Below are 23,280 nucleotides of genomic sequence, written 5' to 3' on the forward strand. Positions count from 1 at the left end.
CCGGGCCCTTCTCGTCACGCATGGCAATGCCCCTCCGTAGGAGCGCGCCATGCGCGCGATGCCGCGGGTGTGTGGCGCCGCCCGCGAATTTCGTTGACCTGCGCGGCTGCCGGTCCAAAATCGCGTTATCCACCGGTTCCGACCGGCACCCGCGGCATCGCGCGCATGGCGCGCTCCTACGGGTTGCTGCCGTGGCGTCAGGCGGGAATTGGCGTCGGGGACTGCCACGGCCAAAGCAAATCCCCCTCGGTCCCCCTTTTTCAAGGGGGAAGACATGTGCCAGAGAATTGCGTGGTCCTTGGGGATCGAGGGGGATCGCGGTGCTTACGCGATCCGCACCAGGCGCTTGCCGAAGTTGTCGCCGCGCAGCAGGCCGATCAGGCCCTGCGGCGCGTTCTCCAGGCCTTCGACGATGTCCTCGCTGTAGCGGACCTTGCCGTCACGCAGCCATGCGCCCATCTCGCGCAGGAACTCCGGATAGAGCTTGTTGAAGTCGAAGACGATGAAGCCGCGGATGGTCAGGCGCCGGGCCAGCGCCAATGCCATCAGCTGCGGCAGGCGGTCGGGCCCCTCGGGCGGCGCACTGTCGTTGTAGTGGGCGATCAGGCCGCATACCGGCACCCGCGCGAACTCGTTGAGCAGCGGCAGCACCGCGTCGAACACGTGGCCGCCGACGTTCTCGAAGTACACGTCGATGCCGTCCGGCACCGCCGCCTTCAGCTGTTCGGCGAAGTCGTCGGCGCGGTGGTCGAGGGCGACGTCGAAGCCGAGGTCGTCGCGCAGGTGCGCGACCTTGCGCGCGCCGCCGGCGATGCCGACCACGCGCGCGCCGCGCAGCTTGGCGATCTGGCCGACGGTGGCGCCGACCGGGCCGGATGCGGCGGCGACCACCAGGGTCTCGCCCGGCCGCGGCTTGCCGATCTCGTGCAGGCCGGCATAGGCGGTGAAGCCGGGCATGCCGTAGACGCCGAGCGCGGTGGTGACCGGTGCGTCCTGCGGATCGAGCTTGCGACGCAGGCTTTCGCCATCGGCGACGGCGTGGGTCTGCCAGCCGCCGTCGGCCAGGACCAGGTCGCCGGGTTCGAAGTCCGGATGCAGCGACTCGACCACCTCGGACACGGTGCCGCCATCCATCAGCGCGTCGACCTCGATCGGCGCCACGTACGAGCGCCCGGCGTTCATGCGCCCGCGCATGTACGGATCTAGCGACAGCCAGCGGTTGCGCAGCAGCACCTGGCCCTTTTTCGGCTGCGGTACGGGCGCGCGTTCGATGCGGAAGTTGTCGGCGGTGGGCTCGCCCTGCGGGCGCGCGGCGAGGACGATGCGGGTGTTCTCGGTGGCGGTCATGACGGTTCCATGGTGTCGGCGCTGGCGATGTCCAGCGCGGCGATGTCCGCCGCCGACAGCGAAAGATCGGCGGCGGCGAGGATCTCGCGCAGCTGGGCGGGACTGGTGGCGCTGGCGATCGGCGCGGTGATCGACTCGCGCGCGATCAGCCAGGCCAGCGCTACCTGCGCCGGCGTGGCGCGGTGCGCGGCGGCCACGGCGTCGAGCGCGTCGAGGATCCGCTCGCCGCGACGGTCGAGGTAGCGCCGGACCACGGTGGCGCCGCGCGCACCGCTCTTGGCGGCATCGGCGGCGCTGCGGTACTTGCCGCTGAGGAAGCCGCTGGCCAGCGAGTAGTAGCTCGTCACGCCCAGGCCGTGTTCGCGCGCCAGCGGTTCCAGGTCCGATTCGTATTCCGCGCGATCGTAGAGGTTGTATTCGGGTTGCAGCACCTCGTAGCGCGGCAGCCCGTGCCGCTGCGCCGCCGCCAACGCCTCGGCCAGCCGCGGCGCGCCGTAGTTGGAGGCGCCGATGGTGCCCACCTTGCCCTGCTCGATCAGGCGCGCGAACGCGCCGAGCGTGTCCTCGAGCGGCACATGCGGATCGTCCTCGTGGGCGAAGTACAGGTCGATGCGGTCGGTCTGCAACCGCCGCAGCGAATCCTCGGCGGCGGCGGCGATGTTGTCGGGCGACAGCCCCGGCCGGGCGCTCCACTTGGCGACCTTGGTGGCGACGACCAGCCGGTCGCGGCCGCCGCGCGCCGCCAGCCAGCGGCCGATGATCGCCTCCGACTCGCCGCCCTGGTTGCCCGGCACCCAAGCCGGATAGACGTCCGCGGTGTCGACCAGCGAAAAACCGGCGTCGACGAAGGCGTCGAGCAGCGCGAACGCGGTCTTCTCGTCGGCGCTCCAGCCGAACACGTTGCCGCCGAAGGCGAGCGGGCGCACCCGCAGGCCGGAGCGGCCGAGCGGTCTTGCGTCTTCTGCTGCGGCCATGCGCGATTCCGATGCTTGGCGAGGCCGGTCACGATAGCGCTGCCGATGTTGCCGGTGCGCGAACCCGCGGCGTGACGCTGTGTTCCGGTGGCGTGACGCCTCAGCCGCAAGCCGCCGCGGCGGGGCGGCGATGCGCGTCATCGTGGAGCGGCGGCGGCGCGGGCGCGGGCGCCGGCACGGGTTCGGCTCCGGCCAGCGCGAGTGCCAGCCGCGGGCTGGCGACATGCCCCTGCAGGAACAGCAGTCCATTCCAGATGCTCATGACGATCTCCTCTTCGACTTGATCGGTTTCGAACATAGGCCGATAGTCGGTGGCGGAAAAGCGACATATCCGCAAGGCAGGCTTGAATTGAACTCAACTCCAGCCCCGCGTCCCGACGGCATCCGCGCGCCGCTGCACGCGCTGCAGGGCTTCGTGGCGGCGGCGCGCGCCGGCAACCTCACCCGCGCCGCCGAAGCGATGCACCTGACGGTCAGCGCGCTCAGCCACCAGATCCGTTCGCTGGAACAACGGCTCGATCGCCGCCTGTTCGAACGCGGGCCGCGCGGCGTGCGCCCGACCGCGGATGGACAGCGGCTGCTCGAGCAGGTCTCGCCGCACCTGGATGCGATCGAGGCGGCGCTGCGGCCGTTCGCCGCGCGCCGCGACGACGTGCTCACGCTCAGCGTGGTGCCGTCGCTGGCCTCGGCCTGGCTGCTGCCGCGGCTGCCGGGATTCCTGGCCGCGCAGCCGCAGGTCGAGGTGAACCTGCTGTCGGACGCGGCGCTGGTGGACTTCTCGCGGCCGGGCGATGTCGACGCGGCGCTGCGCACCGGTCGCGGCCAATGGCCGGGCGTGGTCGCCGAACACCTGTTCGACGACTGGCTGGCGCCGGTGGCGAGCCCGGCGCTGGCGGCGCGGATGCGCAAGGCCGGCGTCGAGCGGCTCCAGGACTGGCCGCTGCTCGGCGACCCCGACCCCGACGCCTGGCCGGCCTGGTTCGCGCGCCACGGCGGCGACATGCCGGCGCGGTTCGCCGCGCGCTTCGACGACGCCGAAACGCTGCACCGGGCCGCCACCGCCGGGCTCGGCGTGGCGCTCGGGCGCCTGACGCGGGTACGGCTGCTGCTCGAATCCCGGCAGCTGCAGCGGCTCGGGCGGCAGCGCGTGAAAACCGACTACGCGCACTACCTCGTGTATCCGCCGCGCAATCGCGGCCATGCCGCGCTCGGTGCGTTCCGGGAGTGGCTGCACGGCGAGGCGCGGGCCCACGCCGCGGCCATGACCGGTGGCGGCCGGCGCGCGCGCGACCGCGCCGGCATGGCGCGCTGACGCACCGGGGCGTTTGGCGCTAGGCTTGGGTCCCCGTTCACGAAGAGAGATGCCATGAAGCGCGTCCTGCTTGCCGCCCTGCTGCCCGCACTGCTCGCCGCCTGCGCCGCCGAAAACGACGCGCCGCCGCCCGCGGCCGACAACGAGACGCCGGTGCCCGCGCCCGATGCCGCCGTGGACGCCGCGTCCACGCTCGATACGGTGCTGGCCGGCGACTGGCGCACGCCCGAGTTCGTCGCCCGCGACCAGTACCGGCATCCCAAGGAGACGCTGACCTTCTTCGGCATCACCCCGGACATGACCGTGGTCGAGATCACCCCCGGCGGCGGCTGGTACACCGAGATCCTGGCGCCCTACCTGCGGGAGAACGGCACCTACGTGGCCGCGGTGGTCGCGCCCGACAGCCAGGACGAGGAACGCAGCCGCGACTACTACGCCCGCGCCCGCGACGGCCTGCGCGAACGGCTCGGCGGCGAGCCCGCCGACGTCTACGGCCGCGCGACGATGGTCGAGTTCGATCCCGCCGCGCCGCGCTTCGGCGAGGATGCCTCGGCCGACGCGGTCCTGACCTTCCGCAACGTCCACAACTGGCTCGGCAACGGCACCGCCGAGGCGATGTTCGAGGGCTTCTTCCGCGTGCTCAAGCCGGGCGGCGTGCTCGGCGTGGTCGAGCACCGCGCCGCGCAGGAACTGCCGGCCGACGACGAGTCCGGCTACGTCGCCGAACAGACCGTCATCGCACTGGCCGAGGGCGCCGGGTTCCGCCTGGTCGACAGCAGCGAGGTCAACGCCAACCCCGAAGACACCCGCGACCATCCGAACGGCGTCTGGACCTTGCCGCCGTCCAACAACCACGACGAGGCCGACGCCGGCAAGTACCGCGCGATCGGCGAGAGCGACCGCATGACGCTGCGCTTCGTCAAGCCGGACTGACGCGGCACGCGCCTGCCGGACGGCGGCCGATGCGGTTTTCCGGCCGCGTCCGGTGTACGCTGCGCGCCGCGACAATCGCGTCGCTCTACAGGGGGTCCGTATGCGTATTCCGTTGTTACCGCTCGCGCTGCTGACGGCGCTGGCCGCCACCCCGGCAGTCGCCGCCGACAAGCTCACGCCCGGGCAAACCGTCGAGGGAGCGCTGCAGGCCGGCGACCGTTCCAGCGACAGCGGCGGCCGCAGCCGCGACTACGCGCTCGACCTCGACGCCGGCCAGCTGGTGGCGATCAACGCCAAGTCGGAGGACTTCGACACGGTGCTGATCCTGTTCGGCCCGGACGGCGACCGCATCTCCGAGAACGACGACCAGGAAGGCGGCGGCACCGACTCGCTGCTGGTGGTGTCGGCGCCCGTCACCGGCACCTACACCGTGCGCCTGAATTCGCTGCCGATGGGCGAAGGCCACACCGGCCGTTACAGCCTGCGCGCGCTCGCGGTCGGCGACGACTGAGCAGGGCACCGGGCCGCGGCGACGGCACGGAGGGGCCGCCTCGGTCGGCGGCCCCCCTTCTGCAAGGGCGATCGCCGGCGGCGCGGCCGCAGCGCCCGCGGTTTCCATCCTCCCCGCTCGCGTTCGCGCAGCCGGAAGCGCGCCGCCGGCAGTCGCGGGCGGTGGGCCGCCCTCAGATGGTGACTGCCGCCCGCCGCTGCCGGCGCAGCAGGATGATGACCAGCATCGCCGAGAGCAGCAGCGTGGCCACCATGAACACGCCCATGCCGAGATAGGCGCCGCCCAGTCCGCCGGCCACGGCCGCCTCGCCGGTGGCGACGAAGCTGACCGCGTACATGCCCGTGTAGTGCATGCCGCACACCGCCACGCCCATCACCAGCGCGCTGCCGAGCATCTGCACCCAGCCGCGCAGGTTGAAGGCCAGCCACAACGCGGCGGCGGAGGCGACGATGGCGATCGCGACCGAAAGCAGGACCACGCCCATGTCGTACTGCGCCGTCGCCGGCATGCGCATCGCGGCCATGCCGGTGTAGTGCATGGCGGCGACGCCCAGTCCCATGCAGGTGCCCGCCACCGCGAGCTTGCCCCAGCTGAAGAGCCCGGTGCCGGCGATCGCCAGTCCCAGCATGCAGGCGCCGATCGCCATCAGTGCCGAGAGCAGCGTCAGGCCCGGATCGTAGGTGACCGGGACATCCATGCGGCACGCCAGCATCGCGATGAAGTGCATCGCCCAGATCGCGCCGCCACCCATCGCCACGCCGCCGCCGACGATCGCGGCCCGGCGCTGCGCATCGGTGCGTGCCGCGGGGATGCCGATGGCGACCTGCAGCGCGGTGAACGCGCCCAGTACGGAGACCAGGTAGGACAGCACGACCAGCAGGGGGTCGTGAAGGCATTGGATGGCATGGTCGTGTGGCATGGACTTTCTCCTGGGTGGATGGCCCGCCGGGGCGGGCGCTTGGAACCTGTGCGATCGAGGCGCCGGGAAGGCGGCGCCCGGCGGTCGCGCCTCAGGCGTCGAACACGAAGCGGCACCCGGCGGCACCGCCGGCGCGGCACGCCGTCTCGGACACGCGCACGCGCGGCAGCTTTCCCGATTCGTTGAGCAGCCCTTCCAGGAATCCGCACAGGAAGTGGCACTGCGCGGCGGCGGAGTGGCCGCTGCCCACGCAGAACGGGCTGCCGTTGGTCATCAGCGCATCGCCGTCGGGTTCGGTGGGCAGCAGCTGGCGCATCGCCGGCAGCGCGATGTGCTTGATCGAACGCGACAGGTCGAGCGCGGCGCCCAGCGCGAAGTCGCGCTTGTAGACCCAGGCGCCGACGCGGGTGCCGACGTAGCGCATCGTCGTGGCGCGCTGCGCCGGCTCCAGGCTGCGCTCGAACCCGAGCACCAGCCCGAACACGCGCGGATAGTCGCGCGCCAGCTGCGGCAGCAGCACTTCCACGCGCGCCGGATCGGGCGCGGCCGGCGCCGGCGGCGCGGCGGCCGGCGCCGCGGGCGCGGGCCGTGGCGGCGGGACATCGGCATGGGCGGGGTCGATCGACGCGACGACTTCGGCCAGCGTCTGCGGCGAGGTCGACACCCCGGGCTCGTACGGCGCCGCCTCGAAGCTACGCACCATCCAGTGCGTGCCGAGTTGTTCCTCCAGCGCCAGCAGGCGCGATTCGGGCCCCTGCACGACCAGCACCATCACCACGTTGCGGTCGGTGTTGGCGCGGCGATGCCGCAGCAGCTTGAACTGATTGGCGAGCAACACCTCGCCCAACGCCAGCAGCAGGCCATCCCGTTGTTCCGAGACGACCTTCAGCTCGATGGTCACCATTCTTCTCTTTCCCCCCCGATGCTCGACGCATCCTGACGACCGCCCGGAAGGTGGTTTCCCCTCTCCTGCCTGCAGCCACGCCATGAATATCAAAATCGGCGGACAAAAAACGGGAGCTCACTCACAATGGTGAACCCGGTTCGGCGGTGCGGCGCACCGCGGTCCGACCTCGCCTCTGCACCCGGACCCATGCTGATCGCGTTGAACAAACCCTGGGGCGTGCTGTGCCAGTTCACCGACCGCAGTACGCCGCCGCGGCCCACGCTGGCCGCCTTCGGCCTGCCGCCCGGCGTCTATCCCGCCGGACGCCTGGACCGCGACAGCGAGGGCCTGCTGCTGTTGAGCGACGACGGGACGCTGGCGCACCGGATCACCGACCCGCGGCACAAGCTTCCCAAGACCTACTGGGCGCAGGTGGAGGGCGTGCCGGATGCGCGACAACTCGCGGCCTTGCGCGACGGCGTCGAGCTCCGCGACGGGCGCACGCGCCCTGCCGGCGTGCGGACGATTCCGGCGCCGACGCTGTGGCCGCGCGACCCGCCGGTGCGCCGTCGCAAGACCGTGCCCGACGCCTGGCTGGAACTGGTGCTGCGCGAGGGCCGCAACCGCCAGGTCCGGCGCATGACCGCGGCGGTCGGGCTGCCGACCCTGCGCCTGGTGCGGATCGCCATCGGGCCCTGGCGCCTGGGCGATCTGGCGCCCGGGCAATGGCGCGAGATCGCCGCTGCGCCGTGACGCTGAACTCTTCAGCTTGGCCGGCCGCCGATGGCACTTGCGTATTCGCCGGATAGGCGATTGCATTTGCGTTTCTGCTAACTTGCCCCGACGCCCATTCAGAACAATGCAACATGGTCAAAGGCAGCTCCACTGCGGGGCGCATCCTCGTCGTGGACGACCAGCCGGCGAACCTGCGGGTCGTGGGGGCCCTGCTCGCGCGAAACGGCTATGAAGTCCTCGACGCCAGCCATGGCGAGGAAGCGCTGCGGATCGCCTCCGAGCAGCTGCCCGACCTGATCCTGTTGGACGTGCTGATGCCGGGGATGGACGGCTTCGCGGTCCTCGCCGAGATCAAGCAGCGCGAACCGCTGATGCGGCTGCCGGTGGTGTGCCTGACCGCCGCGCGCGACCGCGAGCAGCTGCTGCGCGCCTTCGACGCCGGCGCGGTCGACTACGTCACCAAGCCGTTCCTGCCCGAGGAGCTGCTGGCACGGGTCGCGGCGCACGTCGGCCTCAAGCTCACCCGCGACCACCTGGAACAGGTGGCGCGCGAGCGCCAGGAGCTGGTCAACCTGGTCGCCCACGACCTGAAGAACCCGCTCAGCAGCGTGCTCTTCGCGATCGACATGCTGCGAAGCGGCAGCGTCCGCGAGGATCGCGTGGCCCGCTATCTGCAGACCATCCACGAGAGCGCCAACGATGCGCTCGGCTACATCAAGCGCTATCTGGAGACCCAGCGTGCGGTGCGACAGGTCGCGCCGCAGGAGGGCGTCGCCTCGCTGCCCGAGGTCGTGCGCTGGCTGGAGAACCGCTACGGCCTGCAGTACGAGGCGCGCGAGCGCCACCTGAAGGTCTCGCTCGCGCAGCCGGACATGCAGGTGGCGGTCGATGCGCTGGTGCTGCGGCAGGTCGCGGAGAACCTGGTCACCAATGCCATGAAGTACGCGCCGCAGAGTGATCTCGAGATCGCCTGCCGCCACGGCGGACCCGGATACCTGCGGCTGCTGGTCGAGGATCGCGGGCCGGGAATCCCCGCGGACAAGCAGCGCCAGTTGTTCCAGCCCTTCGTGCGCCTGCACGAGAGCCCGGCGTCGGCCGGCGACATGTCCAGCGGCCTCGGCCTGTCGCTGGCGCGGCAGATCATCGGCGAGGCCGGCGGCCAGCTCTGGTACGAGGACCGCGAAGGCGGCGGCGCGCGTTTCGTCGTCGAGCTGCCGGCCGCGCGCGCGAAGTCGTCGGCGCAGTGAACCCGGTGCCGGCCGGCGCGCGGGCGCCCGCGCGAACCAGGCGCCCACGGTCTCGGCTTCGGCGCGGTCAAGCGCCGGTTTCGGCTCCCTCGGCCCCCTTGCGCGCGCCCGGCGCGCGCCGCGACGCGGCCTTGCGGGCCGGGCGCTTCGTGGTGCGGTCGGCCTCGACGCGCTTGGACCGGCCTTCGATCGTCGCGCCCCCCGCCCGGCCATTCGCCTTCCGCTGCCTGCGCCGGATCGCGTAGAGCGCCAGTCCCGCGCCGACGGCGATCGCCGCCGCCACGGCCAGTGTCGGATTGCGCCGCACCACGTGGCCCGCGGTCTTGGCGCCGGTCCGCGCCACCCCCAGCACGGCACCGGTCTGCAGCCACTTGCCGGCGCCCGCGGGAATGACATGGCGGACGCCGTCGCCGACCTGTCCGGCCAGTTCCAGGGCCCTGCCCTGCAGGGTATCGAGCTTGCTCATCGGGAATCCTCGTGGCGGTGGTCGCACTTGCGGCAAGTATCGACGCGCCGCCGTAGCGGCGACGTGATCGCTCGCCCGGGGGACCGCCGCACCGCTGCGGCGGTCGGTCACGCCCGCGGCCGGGCGCGATGGGTCGGCACGGCGTTCCAGGGATCCTCCGGCCAGGGATGCTTGGGGTAGCGCCCCTTCATCTCCCCGCGCACCTCCGGCCAGGTCCGCTCCCAGAAGCTGCGCAGGTCCTGGGTGACCTGCAGCGGCCGGCCGGCCGGCGACAGCAGGTGCAGCGTCAGCGGCACGCGGCCGACGGCGATGCGCGGGGTGTCGGCCAGGCCGAACAGCTCCTGCAGCTTCACCGCCAGCACCGGCGCGGCGCCGTGCGCGTAGTCGATGCGCCGCTGCATGCCCGAGGGCACGGCGATCCGCTCCGGCGCCAGGGTGTCGATGCGCCGGCGCAGGTCCCAGTCGACGCCGGCGCGCAGCGCCTCGCCGAGTGCCGGCGCGTCCAGCGCATCCAGGCGCGTCTTGCCGGCGAAGGCGGGCAGCAGCCAGTCGTCGAGCGTCGCCAGCAGCGCCTCGTCGGACAGGTCCGGCAGGCCGAGTTCGGGCACCCATTCGCGCAGGCAGCGCACGCGCTCGCGCCATTGCCGCAGGCCGTCGCTCCACGGCAGCGCGTCGAGGCCGAGCTGGCGCACGGCGTCGGTCAGCGCGCGCGCGGCCTGTTGCGGATCGACGCGGGCGCCGGGCCGGCTGTCGAGCACGATGCCGTCGAAGCGGCGCACGCGTTCGGCCACCAGCGCGCGCCGTGCCGGATCCCAGCGGGTCTCCTCGCCTTCGCGAAAGCGCGACGCGAACGCGGCGCGCAGGGCGGCCTCGTCGACCGGCGCGGCGCGCAGCAGCAAGGCGTCGCGGGCCTCGAAGCGCAGTTCGCTGGCGACCAGCCACGGCTCGCCGTACAGCGCGCTGTCGTCGAGCAGCCGTGCCATGCGGCCGTTGGCGAGCTGGTAGCGATACGGGTCCTGCGGATGCTGGCGCGCGATGCGATCGGGAAAGGCGTGCGCGAGCAGGTCGCCGAGCGCGTGCGCCGGTACCGACGCGGGCGGCGGCGCGGCGACGCGCAGGCGACGGCGCCACTGCGCGGCCGCGGCGTCGATCGCCGCCAGCGCGCCGCGATGGACGTCGGCCGGAACCCGTCCGCCGCGGAAGGCGGCCAACGCCTGCCAACGCGCGGCCAGCGCGTCGGAATGGCCGCGCAGGGGATCGCGCGCTTCCAGCAGCGCGACCAGGTCGCAGGCCAGCGCGCGCGCGCCATCGCCGGACGGCGCCAGCAGCATCGCCGCCAGCCGTGGGTGGGTGCCGAGCGCGAGCATGCGGCGGCCGGCCGCGCTGATGCGGTGGCCGGCCTCGAGTGCGCCGAGCGCATGCAGCAGGTCGCGGCCGGCGGCCAGCGCGCCCGGCGGCGGCGGGTCGGGGAACCGCAGGGCATCGCTGCCCCAGGCGGCGAGCTCCAGTGCCAGCGATGCCAGCTCGACCTGGGCGATCTCCGGCCGCCGCTGCGGCTCCAGCCGCTGCGACTGCGGCCACAGCCGGTAGGCCCAGCCGGCGGCGACGCGGCCGGCGCGGCCGGCACGCTGGTCGGCGGAGGCCTGCGCGATCGTCACCACGTCCAGCCGCGAGAAGCCGCTGTTGGGATCGTGGCGCGGCTCGCGCGCCAGGCCCGAGTCGATCACCACGCGCACCCCGGGCAGGGTGACGCTGGATTCGGCGACGTTGGTGGCGAGCACCACGCGGCGACGGCCGTCCGGCGACGGCCGCAGTACGCGGGCCTGCTGTTCCACGGGAAGATCGCCGTGGAGGGCGAGGATCTCGATCGCTGCCGGTATGGGTGTGGTGCAGGGCTTCGGCTGGCTCCGGGGACGAGGCTCGGGGGGCATCGCTTTTCCCTCGGTCAGGGCCGCTTCGCGGTCCGGCCCGGCGCAGCGCGCCGGGCGTTCGCGCGGACGCGCGGCATGCCGCGCAAGCAGTCCGCGCTCACCCTGCCCTGACTCGGGCGCCGGCCATCCATGGCCGGCTTGTCGCGATGCCCCCCGAGCCTCGCCCCCTACGGCTGGCGTGTCGCTCGACCGCCCGGGCAGGCTGGCTTCCAGCATCGCCGCGAGCCGGTCGATCTCGCGACGTCCGGGCAGGAATACCAGCACGTCGCCTGGGTGTTCGCGCAGCGCGTGCTCGACGACGCGGCGGATCTGATGTTCGGAGGCTTCCCCGCGGCGCGCGGGAAAATGCGACACCTCGACCGGGAAACTGCGCCCGGCGCTGGACAGGCGCGGCGCATCGAGGAAACGGGCGAGCCGTTCGCCGTCGAGCGTCGCCGACATCGCCACGATCCGCAGGTCCTCGCGCACGCCCGCCTGCACGTCGAGCGCCAGCGCCAGGCCGAGGTCGCCGGCCAGGTGGCGCTCGTGGAATTCGTCGAACAGCAGCGCGCCGACGCCGTCGAGCAGCGGATCGTCCTGCAGCATCCGCGTGAGGATGCCCTCGGTGACCACCTCGATCCGGGTGCGCGCGGAGACGCGGCGATCGAAGCGGATCCGGTAGCCGACGGTCTCGCCCACCGCCTCGCCCAGCTGCTGCGCCATGTAGCCGGCGGCCGCGCGCGCGGCGACCCGGCGCGGCTCCAGCATCACGATGCGCCGGCCCCGCAGCCAGTCGGCAGCGAGCAGCGCCAGCGGCACCCGGGTGGTCTTGCCGGCGCCGGGCGGCGCCTCCAGCACCAGGCGCGGGTGCGACTGCAGGCTGCGCAGGATCTCCGGCAACAGGGGAGCGATGGGGAAATCGGACGCCGGCATCGGCGCAAGGATAAGGCTTGTCGCTGCGTTCGGACGATGGCGGCGGCTCCGCTCCCGGGAGCGGAGCGTCGCTTCGCTCTTACAATTCCCGATTCTCGATTCTCGATTCCCCCGCATGCCCCTGATCGACATCGGCGCCAACCTCACCCACGACAGCTTCGACCGCGATCGCGACGCGGTGCTGCAGCGCGCGCGCGATGCCGGCGTGGCGCGGATCGTCGTCACCGGCGCCAGCCGCGAGCATTCGCCGAAGGCTTTGGCGCTTGCGCAGGCGCATCCCGGCTTCCTGTCCGCCACCGCCGGCGTACATCCGCACCACGCCACCGAGTACACCGACGAATGCGACGCCGAACTGCGCGCGCTGCACGCGCACCCGGAAGTGGTCGCGGTCGGCGAGTGCGGGCTGGACTACTTCCGCGACTTCTCGCCGCGCCCGGCGCAGCGCAGGGCGTTCGAGCGCCAGCTGCAGATCGCCGCCGACAACGGCAAGCCGCTGTTCCTGCACCAGCGCGACGCGCACGACGACTTCATGGCGATCATGCGCGAGTTCGACGGCCGCGTCGGACCGACGGTGGTGCACTGCTTCACCGGCACCCGCGCCGAGCTGTTCGACTACCTGGACCGCGACTGGCACATCGGCATCACCGGCTGGCTGTGCGACGAGCGCCGCGGCGCACACCTGCGCGAACTGGCGCCGAACATCCCCGCGCACCGGCTGATGGTGGAAACCGACGCCCCCTACCTGCTGCCGCGCACGCTCAGGCCGATGCCGAAGGACCGCCGCAACGAGCCCGCGTTCCTGCCGCACATCGTCGAGGAACTGGCGCGCGACCGCGGCGAGGATGCCGCCGTCACCGCCGCCGCCACCGCCGCCACCGCACGGACGTTCTTCCGCCTGCCCGCCTGAAGACGGCCAGGCGCTCCCTTCCGCCTTGGGTTAAGGCGTGCAGCGAGGTAGCCCGAAGAGCCTGCCGCACCCTCTCCCTTCGGGAGAAGGTGGCCCGAAGAGCCGGATGCGCCTACCGTAGCCGATCGACAGCGCCTGCTCGCCCCCGTGAAAGCCGGCGCCGGCGGTCACGGCCGCTTATGGCTGGTTCTGCTGCCCCATCTGCTCTGCCATCGCTTTCATCTGCTGCGCCGCCGCGCATTCCTTGGCCAGCTCCGCCTTCGTCACGGATGCGATCTTCTGCTTGGCCTGGCCGTACGACGACGCGAACACGGTCTCGAACCGGTCCGGATCGCCGCCCGCGGCCACGACGGCTTGCTCTTGCTCCGCCTTCATCCTTTGGAGTTCGCCGGCGGAATAGTCGTCGCAGGCCTCGGCGAGCGCATGCAGGGCGCCACCCGCCTGCGCGGCGACGACCCATGTTTCCATCGCCTGTCCTTGCGGGCTCGCCTCGGTTTCCGGCGCGGCCGCTTCCGTCGGGTCGACAGGAGCCGTGGGATCCGCCGCGACCGGTGCCGGCGTCGCGGCCGCCTCCGGCGCCTCCGCGGCGCATGCGGCCAAGGCGATGGCGACGGCGAGCGAGACGACGGCGGACAGGCGGCACATGGTCGGAATCGGGCGACGGGACATGGTTTCTCCTTGAGTGCGATCGAAATGAGGTGCGTCTTTCCTGACGTCAACTGCGCAAGCCCACGCCGCGCTTGAGCAGCCACAGTCCCACCGTCGCCAGCGCGACGACGAAGAACAGCATCAGCGCGTAGGCGATCCACAGCGGCACGTCCGACTGCCCCAGCAGGCCGTAGCGGAACGCGTTGACCATGTAGAAGATCGGGTTGGCGTGGGTGGCGGCCTCGGCCCAGCCCGGCAGCAGGCTGACCGAATAGAACACGCCGCCCAGGTAGGTCAGCGGCGTGAGGATGAAGATCGGCACGATCGCGACGTCGTCGAATTTCTTGGCGTACACGGCGTTGACGAAACCCGCCAGGGCGAAGATGGTCGCGCCCAGCAGCACCGTGCTGAAGGTGACCAGCGGATGCGGGATGCGCACGGTGGTGAACAGCATGGCGATGCACAGCACGATCGCGCCCACCGCCAGCCCGCGCGCGACCGCGCCGGCGACGTAGCCGCCCAGGATCACCCAGCTCGGCATCGGGCTGACCAGCAGCTCCTCGACGTGGCGGCCGAACTTGGCGCCGAAGAAGCTGGAGGAGATGTTGCCGTAGCTGTTCTGGATCACGCTCATCATCACCAGCCCGGGGACGATGAACTCCATGTAGCTGAAGCCGCCCATCTGGCCGATGCGCGAGCCGATCAGGCCGCCGAAGATGAGGAAGTACAGGGTCATGGTGATCGCCGGCGGCACCAGCGTCTGGCCCCAGATGCGCAGGATGCGCATGATCTCGCGGCGCACGATGGTGCCGAGCGCGATCCAGTTGTCGCGCATCCGCACCTCGGCATGGTCGTGGTGCGCGGCGCTCATGCGGGGTCCCGCTTTGCCGCGGCGACCGCCGCGGCTTCGGGCGTGCCGGTCATGCGCACGAACAACTCCTCCAGCCGGTTGGACTTGGTCCGCATCGAGCGCACGCGGATGCCGGCGGCGTCGAGCGAACCGAACAGGCGGTTGAGGTCCATCGTGCGCGGCATCTCGACGTCGAGCGTGTGGTCGTCCGGCGCCTGCACCTCGACCCCGGGAATCACCGGCAGCGCCGCGGGCAGCGCACCCTCGACGTCGAGCAGGAAGCCCTCGACGTCGAGCTTGGCCAGCAATGCCCGCATCGGCCCCTGCTCGACGATGCGGCCGTGGTCGATGATCGCCAGGTTGCGGCACAGGCTCTCGGCTTCCTCGAGGTAGTGCGTGGTGAGGATGATGGTGGTGCCGGCGGCGTTGATCTCGCGCAGGGTGCGCCACATGCCGCGGCGGATCTCGATGTCGACGCCTGCGGTCGGCTCGTCGAGGATCAGCAGCCGCGGCCGCGTCATCATCGCCCGCGCGATCATCAGCCTTCTCTTCATCCCGCCCGAGAGCGTGCGGCTCATCACCTGGGCCTTGTCCCACAGCTGCGCGGCACGCAGTTCCTGCTCGGCACGGGCCATGGCCTCGCGACGCGCGATGCCGTAGAACCCGGCGTAGTTGACCAGGATGTCGTAGGGCTTCTCGAACAGGTTGAAGTTGATCTCCTGCGGCACCAGGCCGATCAGGCGCATGGCCGCGTCGCGGCGCCGCGCGAGATCGACGCCGAACACCGACACCTCGCCCGAGGTCTTGTTGACCAGCGACGAGACGATGCCGATCAGGGTGCTCTTGCCGGCGCCGTTCGGGCCGAGCAGGGCGTAGAAGTCGCCCGGCGCCACGTCCAGCGAGACGCCCTTGAGCGCCTGGACGCCGCCGCCATAGGTCTTGCGCAGGTCGCGCACCGACAGTGCCGGCGACGCGTCCGCTGGGTTCTGGGCCATGCTCGATTACCTGTGCCGCGAGACGCGCGGCGAATCCCGTTATTATAGGCGGTCGCGCGCCGACGCCTGCGCGATGCAGCGTTGCGCGGCGGCCGGAAGGCGACCGCGGCCGTCCCGGCACGCGCGCATGCGCAACGCACGGCGCCTGTCGCACACTGCACCTTCTCCGCGGCCGTCGCCGCCCGATTCCGGTATCCCGTGGCCATCCAGCACTTTCCCCTCAAGCTCGTCGACCGTCGCATGCTGGCGCCCGGCATCGCCCACCTCGGCTTCGTGCGCAGCGACGGCCAGCCACTGGACTTCGTGCCCGGCCAGTTCGTGCAGGTGCACTTCCGCTACGCCGACGGCACGCCCACCAGGCGCAGTTACTCGCTGGCGACCATTCACGACCACGCGCTCGGGCCCGGCGAATCGGTGGAGATCGCGGTGAGCTACGTGCCCGGCGGCGCGGCCACCGCGCTGTTCGAAGGCCTGGAGCCGGGCGGCACCATCGACGCCAGCGGTCCGTTCGGGCGCTTCTGCCTGATGCCGGGCGACGCCAACAGGCGCTACCTGCTGATCGGCACCGGCACCGGCGTCACCCCGTACCGGGCGATGCTGCCGCTGCTGGAGAAGGCCATGGCCGAGCGCGGCGTCGAGGTGGTGCTGCTGTTCGGCGCGCGATCGCCCGCCGAACTGCTGTACGGCGACGAATTCCGCGCCTTCGCCGAACGCCACCGCAATTTCCGCTTCCTGCCGTGCTTCTCGCGCGAGCTGCCCGCCCCCGGGTCGGCGCATGCGCATGCCGACGTGCGCCACGGCTACGTGCAGCAGTTCCTCGAAGAACTCGCGCCGGACCCGGCCGGCGACATCGCCTACCTGTGCGGCAATCCGAACATGGTCGACGCCTGTTTCGAGGCGCTGAAGGCGCGCGGGTTGGCCGTGCCGCAGATCCGTCGCGAGAAATACGTCAGCAGCAAGTAGCTTCGGCGGATCTGCCGCCGTGGACGCGCGCGTCCATGCGCAAGACGGCGCTTCGCCGGCGATCCGACCCGGCAGACGGCTTGCATCCCAGGGCCGATCGGAGGTAATCCGGTAGCAACCCGCGACCATCGACCGATGCCAGGCCACGAGCGAGCGTACCCATGATCGACATGCCGACCGCGACCCGTACGCACCGCGATGCGACGCTGCTGCCGCCTGCGCCGCCTGCCGCCGCGCAGGCGCGCCCTCCGGCCCGCCGGTTCCTGCGCTGGCTGTTGTCGATGGCCGCGTTCGCCGGTGCCGGCATGGTCGTGGGATTCGCCGCGGCGCACGCCGGCGCGCGCCTGGACGCCGACCTGCTGCCGCCACCCGGCTGGGCCCTGCTCGCCGGCTTCGTACTCGCCACCTGGCCCAACATCGTGCTGCACGAGGCCGGCCATGCGGCGGCCGGACTCGCGCGCGGCATGCGAGCGCTCGCCTTCGGCGTCGGCCCGTTCCGGATCGAACGCGGCGCCGGCGGCTGGCGCTTCCGGCGCGGCGGCGGCGTCCGCGGAATCAGCGGTTTCGCGGCACTGCTGCCGGGCGAGGAACGGGGCTTCGGGCGCGCGGACCAGGCGGTCTTCCTCGTCGGCGGCCCGCTGGCCAACCTGATGACCGCTGCGCTCGGCCTGGCCGCGGCGGCGCTGCTGGCGGGCTCGGCATGGGCGGCGGCGGCCCAGGGCGCTGCATACTCGGCGCTGCTGATCGGCGTGGTGAACCTGGTGCCGTTCCGGTCGAAGGGCTGGCGTTCGGACGGTCGCGGGCTGCTCGACCTGCTGCGCGCGACGGCCGATGCCGCCCTGCAGCAACAGGTCAACCGGCTCATGGCGTTGAGCATGGCCGGGGTCCGCCCGCGCGACTGGCCCGAGGCCCTGATGCCGGCGGTCGTCGACGACTCGCCCACGCCGACGTTGGCCATCGTCGGCCGGCTGCTGCGCTTGTCGCGCGCCTGCGACCAGCGCGACGCTTCGGCCGCGCGCGACTGCGCCGAGGTGCTCCGGGCCCGGTTCTGGGAGGCTCCGGAAGTCCTGCGCCCGAACATCGCCGTCTCCCTGGCCGGGTACGCCGCCGTGATGTTGCGCGACGACGCTCTGGTCGCCGCCTGGCGACCGCTGTGCGAGGGCGGGCTGCTGGACCTGACGCCGTACCGGGCCTGGCTGGACGCCGAGCACGCCGTCCTGTCCGGCGATGCCGCGAGCGCGCGCCGCCGCCTGGAAACGGCACGGGCGCGCCTGGACCGGGTCCAGGACGCGGCCAGCCTGGTGGTCCTGGGTGAGCACCTGGACGCATTGGCGGCACGATTGCAGACGACGGGTCCTGTCAAGTAAGCTTGACATGACGGCGAAGGTCGCGGATCGTGTGTGTCGAGCAAGCCTGACGAGGACCTGCCGATGCGGACCGCTGCCAGCCGGCACCTGACACGTGAATTCCTTCCGGCCATGGGCGCCTACGCTCTAGTCCTGGTGGCGGTGACGTTCGCGCTGCGCCACCTCGACACGCCGGTGCCGCGGGCGGTCCTGGCGCTGCTGCCGCTGCTGCCGATCGGGTTCGCCGCCCGCGCCATGCTGCGTTACGTGCGCCGCTGCGACGAACTGCAGCGGCGGATCGAGCTGGAGGGCATGGGCCTGGCCGCGCTGCTGCTGTGCCTGGGCGCGTTCGCGCTGGGCCTGCTCGCCAGGGCGAACGTGCTGGACGTCGACGGCACCGTGGTGCTGGTCTGGATCCTGCCGGTCTACGTGCTGCTCTACGGTGCCTGCAAGTCCGCGGCCGCGCGGCGCTACCGGTGAGGAGCCGCGTCCGCGAGCTGCGCGAGTCGCGCGGCTGGTCACAGTCGCAGCTCGGCGAGCGTCTGGGTGTATCGCGGCAGACGGTCAACGCCATCGAGACCGGCAAGTACGATCCCAGCCTGCCGCTGGCGTTCCGCATCGCGCGGACGTTCGGCGGGACGATCGAATCCATCTTCATCCCGGAGGAGGCTCCATGACATCCCGGCCAGTTTTCGCGCCGCTGCTGGCGGCCACGCTGCTGCTGGCGGCCTGCGGCGGCGAACAGCACGGCGGTCCGCGCACCGATGCGCAGGGCACGCTGCACTACGGCGGGCTCGCGTTCACCCCCTGCGCGCTGAGCGCCACCGCCGGCGCGGCGGTCGAGGCGCAGTGCGCGACGCTGCAGGTGCCCGAGGACCACGACGCGCCGCAGGGCCGCGCGATCGAACTGGCGGTCGCGCTGGTCCCGGCGAAGGGCCTGGCCGTGGAGGACCCGGTCTACATGATCGCCGGCGGGCCCGGGCAATCGGCGATCGAGAGCTATCCGCAGGTGCACGCCGCGTTCGCGGACGTGCGCCGCACCCGCCACGTGGTGCTGGTCGACGCCCGCGGCACCGGCGGCTCGCACCCGCTCGCCTGCCGCGACGACGAAGGCGAAAAGGCCATCTACGACCCCGACGACGAATCGCCCGAGGCCATGCGCGCGTTCGCCGAACGCTGCCGCGACGCGCTGTCGAAGACCGCCGACCTGCGCCACTACACCACCGGCGACCACGTCCGCGACCTCGACCTGGTGCGCGAGACGCTCGGCGTCGAGCGGATCAACCTGGTCGGCATTTCCTACGGCACCCGCGTTGCGCAGCAATACGCCGCGGCCTATCCGCAACACACCCGCAGCCTGGTGCTCGACTCGGTGGTGCCCAACACCCTGGTGCTGGGCCAGGAGCATGCGCGCAACCTCGAGGACGCGCTGCAGGCGCAGTTCGCCGCCTGCCGCGACGACGGCGCCTGCCTGCGCAACCTCGGCGACCCCGCCGACCGGCTGGTGGCGGTGCGCGAGCGGCTGGACGCCGGCGGCATCGCACCGGTGCGCTACCGCGACCCGGTCAGCGGCGAGTGGCGCGAGGAAACGCCGCGCTACGGCCATCTCGCCGGGCTGCTGCGCATGTACGCCTACCAGCCGCAGATCGCCGCCACCTTGCCGCTGCTGCTGCACGAGGCGGCGCAGGAACGCTACGAAAGCCTGCTGGCGCAGTCGCGGCTGCTGACCGCCAGCGTCTCCGACGCCATCTACCACGGCATGCAGCTGTCGGTGCTGTGCAGCGAGGACGCCGACGAGCTGCGCGCCGAGGACGCCGACCGCGACACCGTGCTCGGCACCGCGCTGATCGAGTTGACCGACGCGCAATGCGCGGTGTGGCCGCGCGGCCGGCGCGCCGAGCACTTCCGCGAGCCGCTGCGGGGCGACCTGCCGGTGCTGGCGATCAGCGGCGAGTTCGATCCGGTCACGCCGCCGCGCTACGGCGACGAGGCGATCGCGCACCTGTCCAACGCCCGCCACCTGGTGCTGCCCGGACAGGGCCACAACGTGCTCGGCACCGGCTGCATGCCGAAGCTGTTCGCGCAGTTCGTCGAGAACACCGACGCCGCCGCGCTCGACGCCGAATGCCTGCAACGCCTGCAACCGCAACCGCCGTTCGCCGGCACCTACGGCTGGGAGCCGTAGGTGCCGTGATTCGTCGTTCGTGATTCGTGATTGGCAAAGGCGACAAGCGCTGCAGATCCGGATCCGCTCTTTCGAATCACCAACCACCAATTACCAATCACGGACACACCCCATGATCCGGATCGAGAACCTGCACAAGTCCTTCAAGGCCAAGAGCGGTCCCGTGCATGCGGTGCGCGGCGTCGGCTTCGAGGCCCGCGACGGCGAGATCACCGGCCTGCTCGGCCCCAACGGCGCCGGCAAGACCACCACCCTGCGCATGCTGTACACGCTGATGACGCCCGACCAGGGCGAGGTCCGCGTCGACGGCCTCGACGCCCACCGCGAGGCCACGGCGGTGCGGCAGCGGCTGGGGGTACTGCCCGATGCGCGCGGCGTCTACAAGCGCCTGACCGCGCGCGAGAACATCGCCTATTTCGGCGCGCTGCACGGCCTGGATGCCGGCACCATCGCCGCCCGCATCGCGCAGCTGGCCGAGACCCTGGTCATGGAGGAGTTCCTGGACCGGCGCACCGAGGGCTTCTCGCAGGGCCAGCGCACCAAGACCGCGATCGCGCGCGCGCTGGTGCACGACCCGCGCAACGTCATCCTCGACGAGCCCACCAACGGCCTCGACGTGATGACCACGCGCGGCCTGCGCGGCTTCCTGCGCCGGCTCCGCGACGAAGGCCGTTGCGTGATCTTCTCCAGCCACATCATGCAGGAGGTCGCGGCGCTGTGCGATCGCATCGTGGTGATCGCGCACGGCGAGGTGCGCGCCATCGGCACCCCGGACGAGCTGCGCGCGTCCACCGGGCTCGATGACCTGGAGGACGTGTTCGTCCGGCTGGCCGATCTCGACCGGGAGGACGCCGCATGAGCACGATCCTGACCGTCGCCAGGAAGGAGCTCGTCGACCTGTTCCGCGACCGCCGCACGGTGCTGCTGGGGCTGCTGCTCGGACCGTTGATCCTGCCGGCGCTGATCCTCGGCATCGGCGCGATCGCCGAGAAGAAGATGCGCACCCAGCTCGAGTCGGCGCTGGAGATCCCGGTGCTCGGCGCCGAGCACGCGCCCAACCTGATGCGCTTCCTCGAGGGCCGCAACATCACCGCCAAGGCGCCGCCCGAAGACGCCGACGCGATGGTGCGCGAGCAGGACGCCGACCTGGTGCTGAAGATCGATCCGGAATTCGGCGAGCAGTGGCGCGACAGCCGCAGCGCACGCATCGAGCTGGTGTACGACAGTTCGCGGCAGGACTCGCGGATTCCGGTCGAACGGGTTCGCGGCGCGCTGGCCGAGTACAGCCGGCTGGTCGGCGCGCTGCGTGGCATCAGCCGCGGCATCAGCCCCGAAGCCGGCCTCGCGGTGCAGGTGACCCAGCGCGACGTCGCCACGCCCGAAGCCCGGCGGGGCATGCTGCTGGCGTTCCTGCCGTACGTGCTGATCCTGCTGAGCTTCCTCGGCGGCGCCCATCTGGTGATCGACGTCACCGCCGGCGAGCGCGAGCGGCAGTCGCTCGAGCCGCTGCTCGCCACGCCGGCCGCGCGCTCGGCGATCATGAGCGGCAAGATCCTGGCCGCGTGCCTGTTCGGCATGCTCAGCCTGCTGCTGACGCTGCTGGCGTTCAAGTTCAGCTTCTCGCTGGCGCCCGGGCCGATGCGGCTGGTCGACGTGACCCTGCCGGCGATGGCGCTGCTGCTGCTGGTGCTGCTGCCGATGGTGCTGATCGGCACCACCCTGCTGACCCTGATCGCCGCCAGCGTGAAGTCGGTGAAGGAGGCACAGAGCTACATGAGCGTGCTGATGTTCCTGCCGATCATCCCGACCGTGGTGCTGATGGTGAATCCGGTGAAGAACCAGCTGTGGCAGTTCACCGTGCCGTTCCTGGCGCAGAACCAGATGATCCTCAAGCTGGTCCGCAGCGAGGCCATCGCGGCGCCGGAATGGGCGGCCTACCTGGGCGCCGGCTTCGGCCTGGGACTGCTGCTGTGGCTGCTCGCCGCGCGGCTCTATCACCGGGAGAAGCTGGCGATCTCGGCCTGACGCGCGCTCGGCGGGCGCGCGGCCCGGTGCGATCCGCGCGCCGGATGCGACGACGCCCGGCAATGCCGGGCGTCGTCCGTGCGCCGGCGGCGGAGGCTCAACCGCCGGGCGTGAACGCGATCGTGCGTCGCGTCGTCACCGGCGCCGCCACCGGCTCGAAGCGCCAGCGTCGCACCGCGGCGACCGCTTCGCGGTCGAACAGGCGCGGCGGATTGGCGCGCACCACGCGGGCATTGGTGACCGAACCGTCGGCGCCCACGGTGAACTCCACCAGCACCTCGCCGCCCTGGCCGCTGCGCAATGCCTCGGGCGGATAGCGTGGCGCCGGCGTACTGATCGCGCGCAGGTCGGCGGCCGTCGGCGTCGACGCCGCGGCGGCTTGCGCGGCACGCTCCTCCGCGGCGCGCTGTTCGGCCGCGCGTTGCTGCGCGGCGCGTTGCGCGGCGGCTTCCGCAGCCGCGGCCTGTTCCTCCTCCTCCGCCTGGCGCTCGGCCTCCTGCTGCGCGGCCAGTTCCTTGGCCGCCTGCTCCTGCTGCAGTTGCTGCTGCCGCTCGCGCTCCTGCTCGAGCTGCTGCCGGCGCTCGGCTTCCTGCTCCGCGGTCAGCTGCTGCTGCTCGGCGCGCTGGGCGGCCGCTTGCTCGGCGGCATCGATGCTGTTGCCCAGGCGCTGCAGCGCCGGATGCTGCTTGTCGGCGCGTTCGATCAGCGCCAGCAGGCGCCGGGCCTCCTCGAAGTCCTCGCGGTCGCGGCTCTGTTCGGTGGCGATCACCGTCATTGGCAACAGATCGGTCAGCGCGCTGGAGACGCCGGCGTCGCCGGGCTGCTTCTCGCGCAGGCCGAGGTAGTACTCCATGGCGTTGTCGCCGGCCGGCGCGTACAGCCGGCTCTCCTGGTAGGCCTTGGCGGCCGAGGCACGCAGCTCCTCGGTGCTCATGGTCGCGGTCTGGTCGGCGGCCGCGGGCGCGTCCGCCGGTTCGGCCGGGGCCTGGGTGGCGGCGTCCGGCTCCGCGTCGGGCGCGGCCGGCTGCTGCGAACAGGCGGCCAGCGCGCAGGCGACTCCTGCGCCGACGGCGATTCGGTACCAAAGCGGGCGCATGCGCCCGTTGTCTGTCGAAAACATCGAGAACTCCCCCTGATGTGCGATGCCGCACGTATGCCTAGGACGCGGCAGCGGGGGGCATTTGTCAA

Annotated in this window: 24 protein-coding genes; 13 read left to right on the forward strand and 11 right to left on the reverse strand. The window is 72.0% G+C overall.

Annotation, left to right across the window (positions count from 1 at the left end; translation table 11 throughout):
- Positions 1 to 324: 324 nt before the first annotated feature.
- From U3649_RS02825 to U3649_RS02835, 3 genes are all read right to left on the reverse strand, one after another.
- The gene (locus tag U3649_RS02825; RefSeq protein ID WP_407353378.1) at positions 325 to 1,347 is read right to left on the reverse strand and encodes an NADP-dependent oxidoreductase; all 1,023 of its coding nucleotides are present in this window, start codon (positions 1,345 to 1,347) and stop codon (positions 325 to 327) included.
- Positions 1,344 to 2,321 (reverse strand): aldo/keto reductase, encoded by a 978-nt coding sequence (locus tag U3649_RS02830; protein WP_407353379.1) that lies wholly within the window; start codon positions 2,319 to 2,321, stop codon positions 1,344 to 1,346. The genes U3649_RS02825 and U3649_RS02830 overlap by 4 nt, the downstream gene beginning before the upstream one ends.
- Positions 2,322 to 2,421: 100 nt before the next feature.
- Positions 2,422 to 2,583, reverse strand: coding sequence for a hypothetical protein (locus U3649_RS02835; RefSeq protein ID WP_407353380.1), 162 nt, complete (start codon positions 2,581 to 2,583; stop codon positions 2,422 to 2,424).
- Positions 2,584 to 2,670: 87 nt separating this feature from the next.
- On the opposite strand from U3649_RS02835, the gene U3649_RS02840 reads away from it, so the two are divergent.
- The 3 genes from U3649_RS02840 (at position 2,671) to U3649_RS02850 (ending at position 5,077) form a co-directional block, all read left to right on the forward strand.
- Entirely contained in the window at positions 2,671 to 3,633 is a 963-nt protein-coding gene (locus U3649_RS02840) for a LysR substrate-binding domain-containing protein (protein ID WP_407353381.1), read from the forward strand.
- 54 nt (positions 3,634 to 3,687) lie between these two features.
- Complete coding sequence (locus U3649_RS02845; protein ID WP_407353382.1) at positions 3,688 to 4,566, forward strand: class I SAM-dependent methyltransferase; 879 nt, start codon at positions 3,688 to 3,690, stop codon at positions 4,564 to 4,566.
- Between the two features lie 100 nt (positions 4,567 to 4,666).
- Positions 4,667 to 5,077, forward strand: coding sequence for a PPC domain-containing protein (locus tag U3649_RS02850; protein WP_407353383.1), 411 nt, complete (start codon positions 4,667 to 4,669; stop codon positions 5,075 to 5,077).
- Between the two features lie 172 nt (positions 5,078 to 5,249).
- Here the strand turns inward: U3649_RS02850 and U3649_RS02855 are convergent, their stop codons facing one another.
- A complete protein-coding gene (locus U3649_RS02855; RefSeq protein ID WP_407353384.1) occupies positions 5,250 to 5,996 on the reverse strand; it encodes an MHYT domain-containing protein in 747 nt (248 codons plus the stop codon).
- A 91-nt stretch (positions 5,997 to 6,087) separates the two neighbouring features.
- Positions 6,088 to 6,897: a V4R domain-containing protein gene (locus tag U3649_RS02860; protein ID WP_407353385.1), complete on the reverse strand. Its 810-nt coding sequence runs from the start codon at positions 6,895 to 6,897 to the stop codon at positions 6,088 to 6,090.
- Between the two features lie 192 nt (positions 6,898 to 7,089).
- On the opposite strand from U3649_RS02860, the gene U3649_RS02865 reads away from it, so the two are divergent.
- Entirely contained in the window at positions 7,090 to 7,635 is a 546-nt protein-coding gene (locus U3649_RS02865; protein ID WP_407353386.1) for a pseudouridine synthase, read from the forward strand.
- Between the two features lie 113 nt (positions 7,636 to 7,748).
- Positions 7,749 to 8,864 carry a response regulator gene (locus U3649_RS02870; RefSeq protein WP_407353387.1) on the forward strand — a complete coding sequence of 372 codons (1,116 nt, stop codon included), beginning with the start codon at positions 7,749 to 7,751 and terminating at the stop codon, positions 8,862 to 8,864.
- Positions 8,865 to 8,931: 67 nt separating this feature from the next.
- Here the strand turns inward: U3649_RS02870 and U3649_RS02875 are convergent, their stop codons facing one another.
- Positions 8,932 to 9,330, reverse strand: coding sequence for a hypothetical protein (locus U3649_RS02875; RefSeq protein WP_407353388.1), 399 nt, complete (start codon positions 9,328 to 9,330; stop codon positions 8,932 to 8,934).
- Positions 9,331 to 9,437: 107 nt separating this feature from the next.
- Positions 9,438 to 12,173, reverse strand: coding sequence for an ATP-dependent helicase HrpB (hrpB, locus tag U3649_RS02880; protein ID WP_407353389.1), 2,736 nt, complete (start codon positions 12,171 to 12,173; stop codon positions 9,438 to 9,440).
- A 115-nt stretch (positions 12,174 to 12,288) separates the two neighbouring features.
- Here hrpB and U3649_RS02885 point away from each other — a divergent pair, with 115 nt between their 5' ends.
- Positions 12,289 to 13,080: a TatD family hydrolase gene (locus tag U3649_RS02885; RefSeq protein WP_407353390.1), complete on the forward strand. Its 792-nt coding sequence runs from the start codon at positions 12,289 to 12,291 to the stop codon at positions 13,078 to 13,080.
- Positions 13,081 to 13,257: 177 nt separating this feature from the next.
- Here U3649_RS02885 and U3649_RS02890 read toward each other — a convergent pair whose 3' ends face one another.
- From U3649_RS02890 to U3649_RS02900, 3 genes are read right to left on the reverse strand one after another with little or no spacing between them, the layout of a single operon-like run.
- The gene (locus U3649_RS02890; protein ID WP_407353391.1) at positions 13,258 to 13,749 is read right to left on the reverse strand and encodes a hypothetical protein; all 492 of its coding nucleotides are present in this window, start codon (positions 13,747 to 13,749) and stop codon (positions 13,258 to 13,260) included.
- Between the two features lie 46 nt (positions 13,750 to 13,795).
- Positions 13,796 to 14,599, reverse strand: coding sequence for an ABC transporter permease (locus U3649_RS02895; RefSeq protein ID WP_407353392.1), 804 nt, complete (start codon positions 14,597 to 14,599; stop codon positions 13,796 to 13,798).
- Positions 14,596 to 15,573 (reverse strand): ABC transporter ATP-binding protein, encoded by a 978-nt coding sequence (locus tag U3649_RS02900; protein ID WP_407353393.1) that lies wholly within the window; start codon positions 15,571 to 15,573, stop codon positions 14,596 to 14,598. The genes U3649_RS02895 and U3649_RS02900 overlap by 4 nt, the downstream gene beginning before the upstream one ends.
- 198 nt (positions 15,574 to 15,771) lie before the next feature.
- Between U3649_RS02900 and U3649_RS02905 the strand changes: the two genes are divergently transcribed.
- The 7 genes from U3649_RS02905 to U3649_RS02935 all read left to right on the forward strand — a co-directional run bounded on the left by U3649_RS02905 (position 15,772) and on the right by U3649_RS02935 (position 22,092).
- A complete protein-coding gene (locus U3649_RS02905; RefSeq protein ID WP_407353394.1) occupies positions 15,772 to 16,536 on the forward strand; it encodes a ferredoxin--NADP reductase in 765 nt (254 codons plus the stop codon).
- Between the two features lie 170 nt (positions 16,537 to 16,706).
- Positions 16,707 to 17,903, forward strand: a complete 1,197-nt coding sequence (locus U3649_RS02910; RefSeq protein WP_407353395.1) for a hypothetical protein — start codon at positions 16,707 to 16,709, stop codon at positions 17,901 to 17,903.
- Positions 17,904 to 17,936: 33 nt separating this feature from the next.
- Positions 17,937 to 18,362 (forward strand): hypothetical protein, encoded by a 426-nt coding sequence (locus U3649_RS02915; protein WP_407353396.1) that lies wholly within the window; start codon positions 17,937 to 17,939, stop codon positions 18,360 to 18,362.
- Entirely contained in the window at positions 18,359 to 18,559 is a 201-nt protein-coding gene (locus U3649_RS02920; protein ID WP_407353397.1) for a helix-turn-helix transcriptional regulator, read from the forward strand. The genes U3649_RS02915 and U3649_RS02920 overlap by 4 nt, the downstream gene beginning before the upstream one ends.
- Positions 18,556 to 20,067, forward strand: a complete 1,512-nt coding sequence (locus U3649_RS02925) for an alpha/beta fold hydrolase (protein ID WP_407353398.1) — start codon at positions 18,556 to 18,558, stop codon at positions 20,065 to 20,067. The genes U3649_RS02920 and U3649_RS02925 overlap by 4 nt, the downstream gene beginning before the upstream one ends.
- 112 nt (positions 20,068 to 20,179) lie before the next feature.
- On the forward strand, positions 20,180 to 20,926 hold the full coding sequence (locus U3649_RS02930; protein WP_407353399.1) for an ATP-binding cassette domain-containing protein: 747 nt from the start codon (positions 20,180 to 20,182) through the stop codon (positions 20,924 to 20,926).
- Complete coding sequence (locus tag U3649_RS02935) at positions 20,923 to 22,092, forward strand: ABC transporter permease (protein ID WP_407353400.1); 1,170 nt, start codon at positions 20,923 to 20,925, stop codon at positions 22,090 to 22,092. The genes U3649_RS02930 and U3649_RS02935 overlap by 4 nt, the downstream gene beginning before the upstream one ends.
- 97 nt (positions 22,093 to 22,189) lie before the next feature.
- Here U3649_RS02935 and U3649_RS02940 read toward each other — a convergent pair whose 3' ends face one another.
- Positions 22,190 to 23,188, reverse strand: a complete 999-nt coding sequence (locus tag U3649_RS02940; RefSeq protein ID WP_407353401.1) for an energy transducer TonB — start codon at positions 23,186 to 23,188, stop codon at positions 22,190 to 22,192.
- Positions 23,189 to 23,280 lie beyond the last annotated feature (92 nt).

It is taken from the genome of Luteimonas sp. R10 (assembly GCF_045689605.1).
GTDB lineage: Bacteria > Pseudomonadota > Gammaproteobacteria > Xanthomonadales > Xanthomonadaceae > Luteimonas.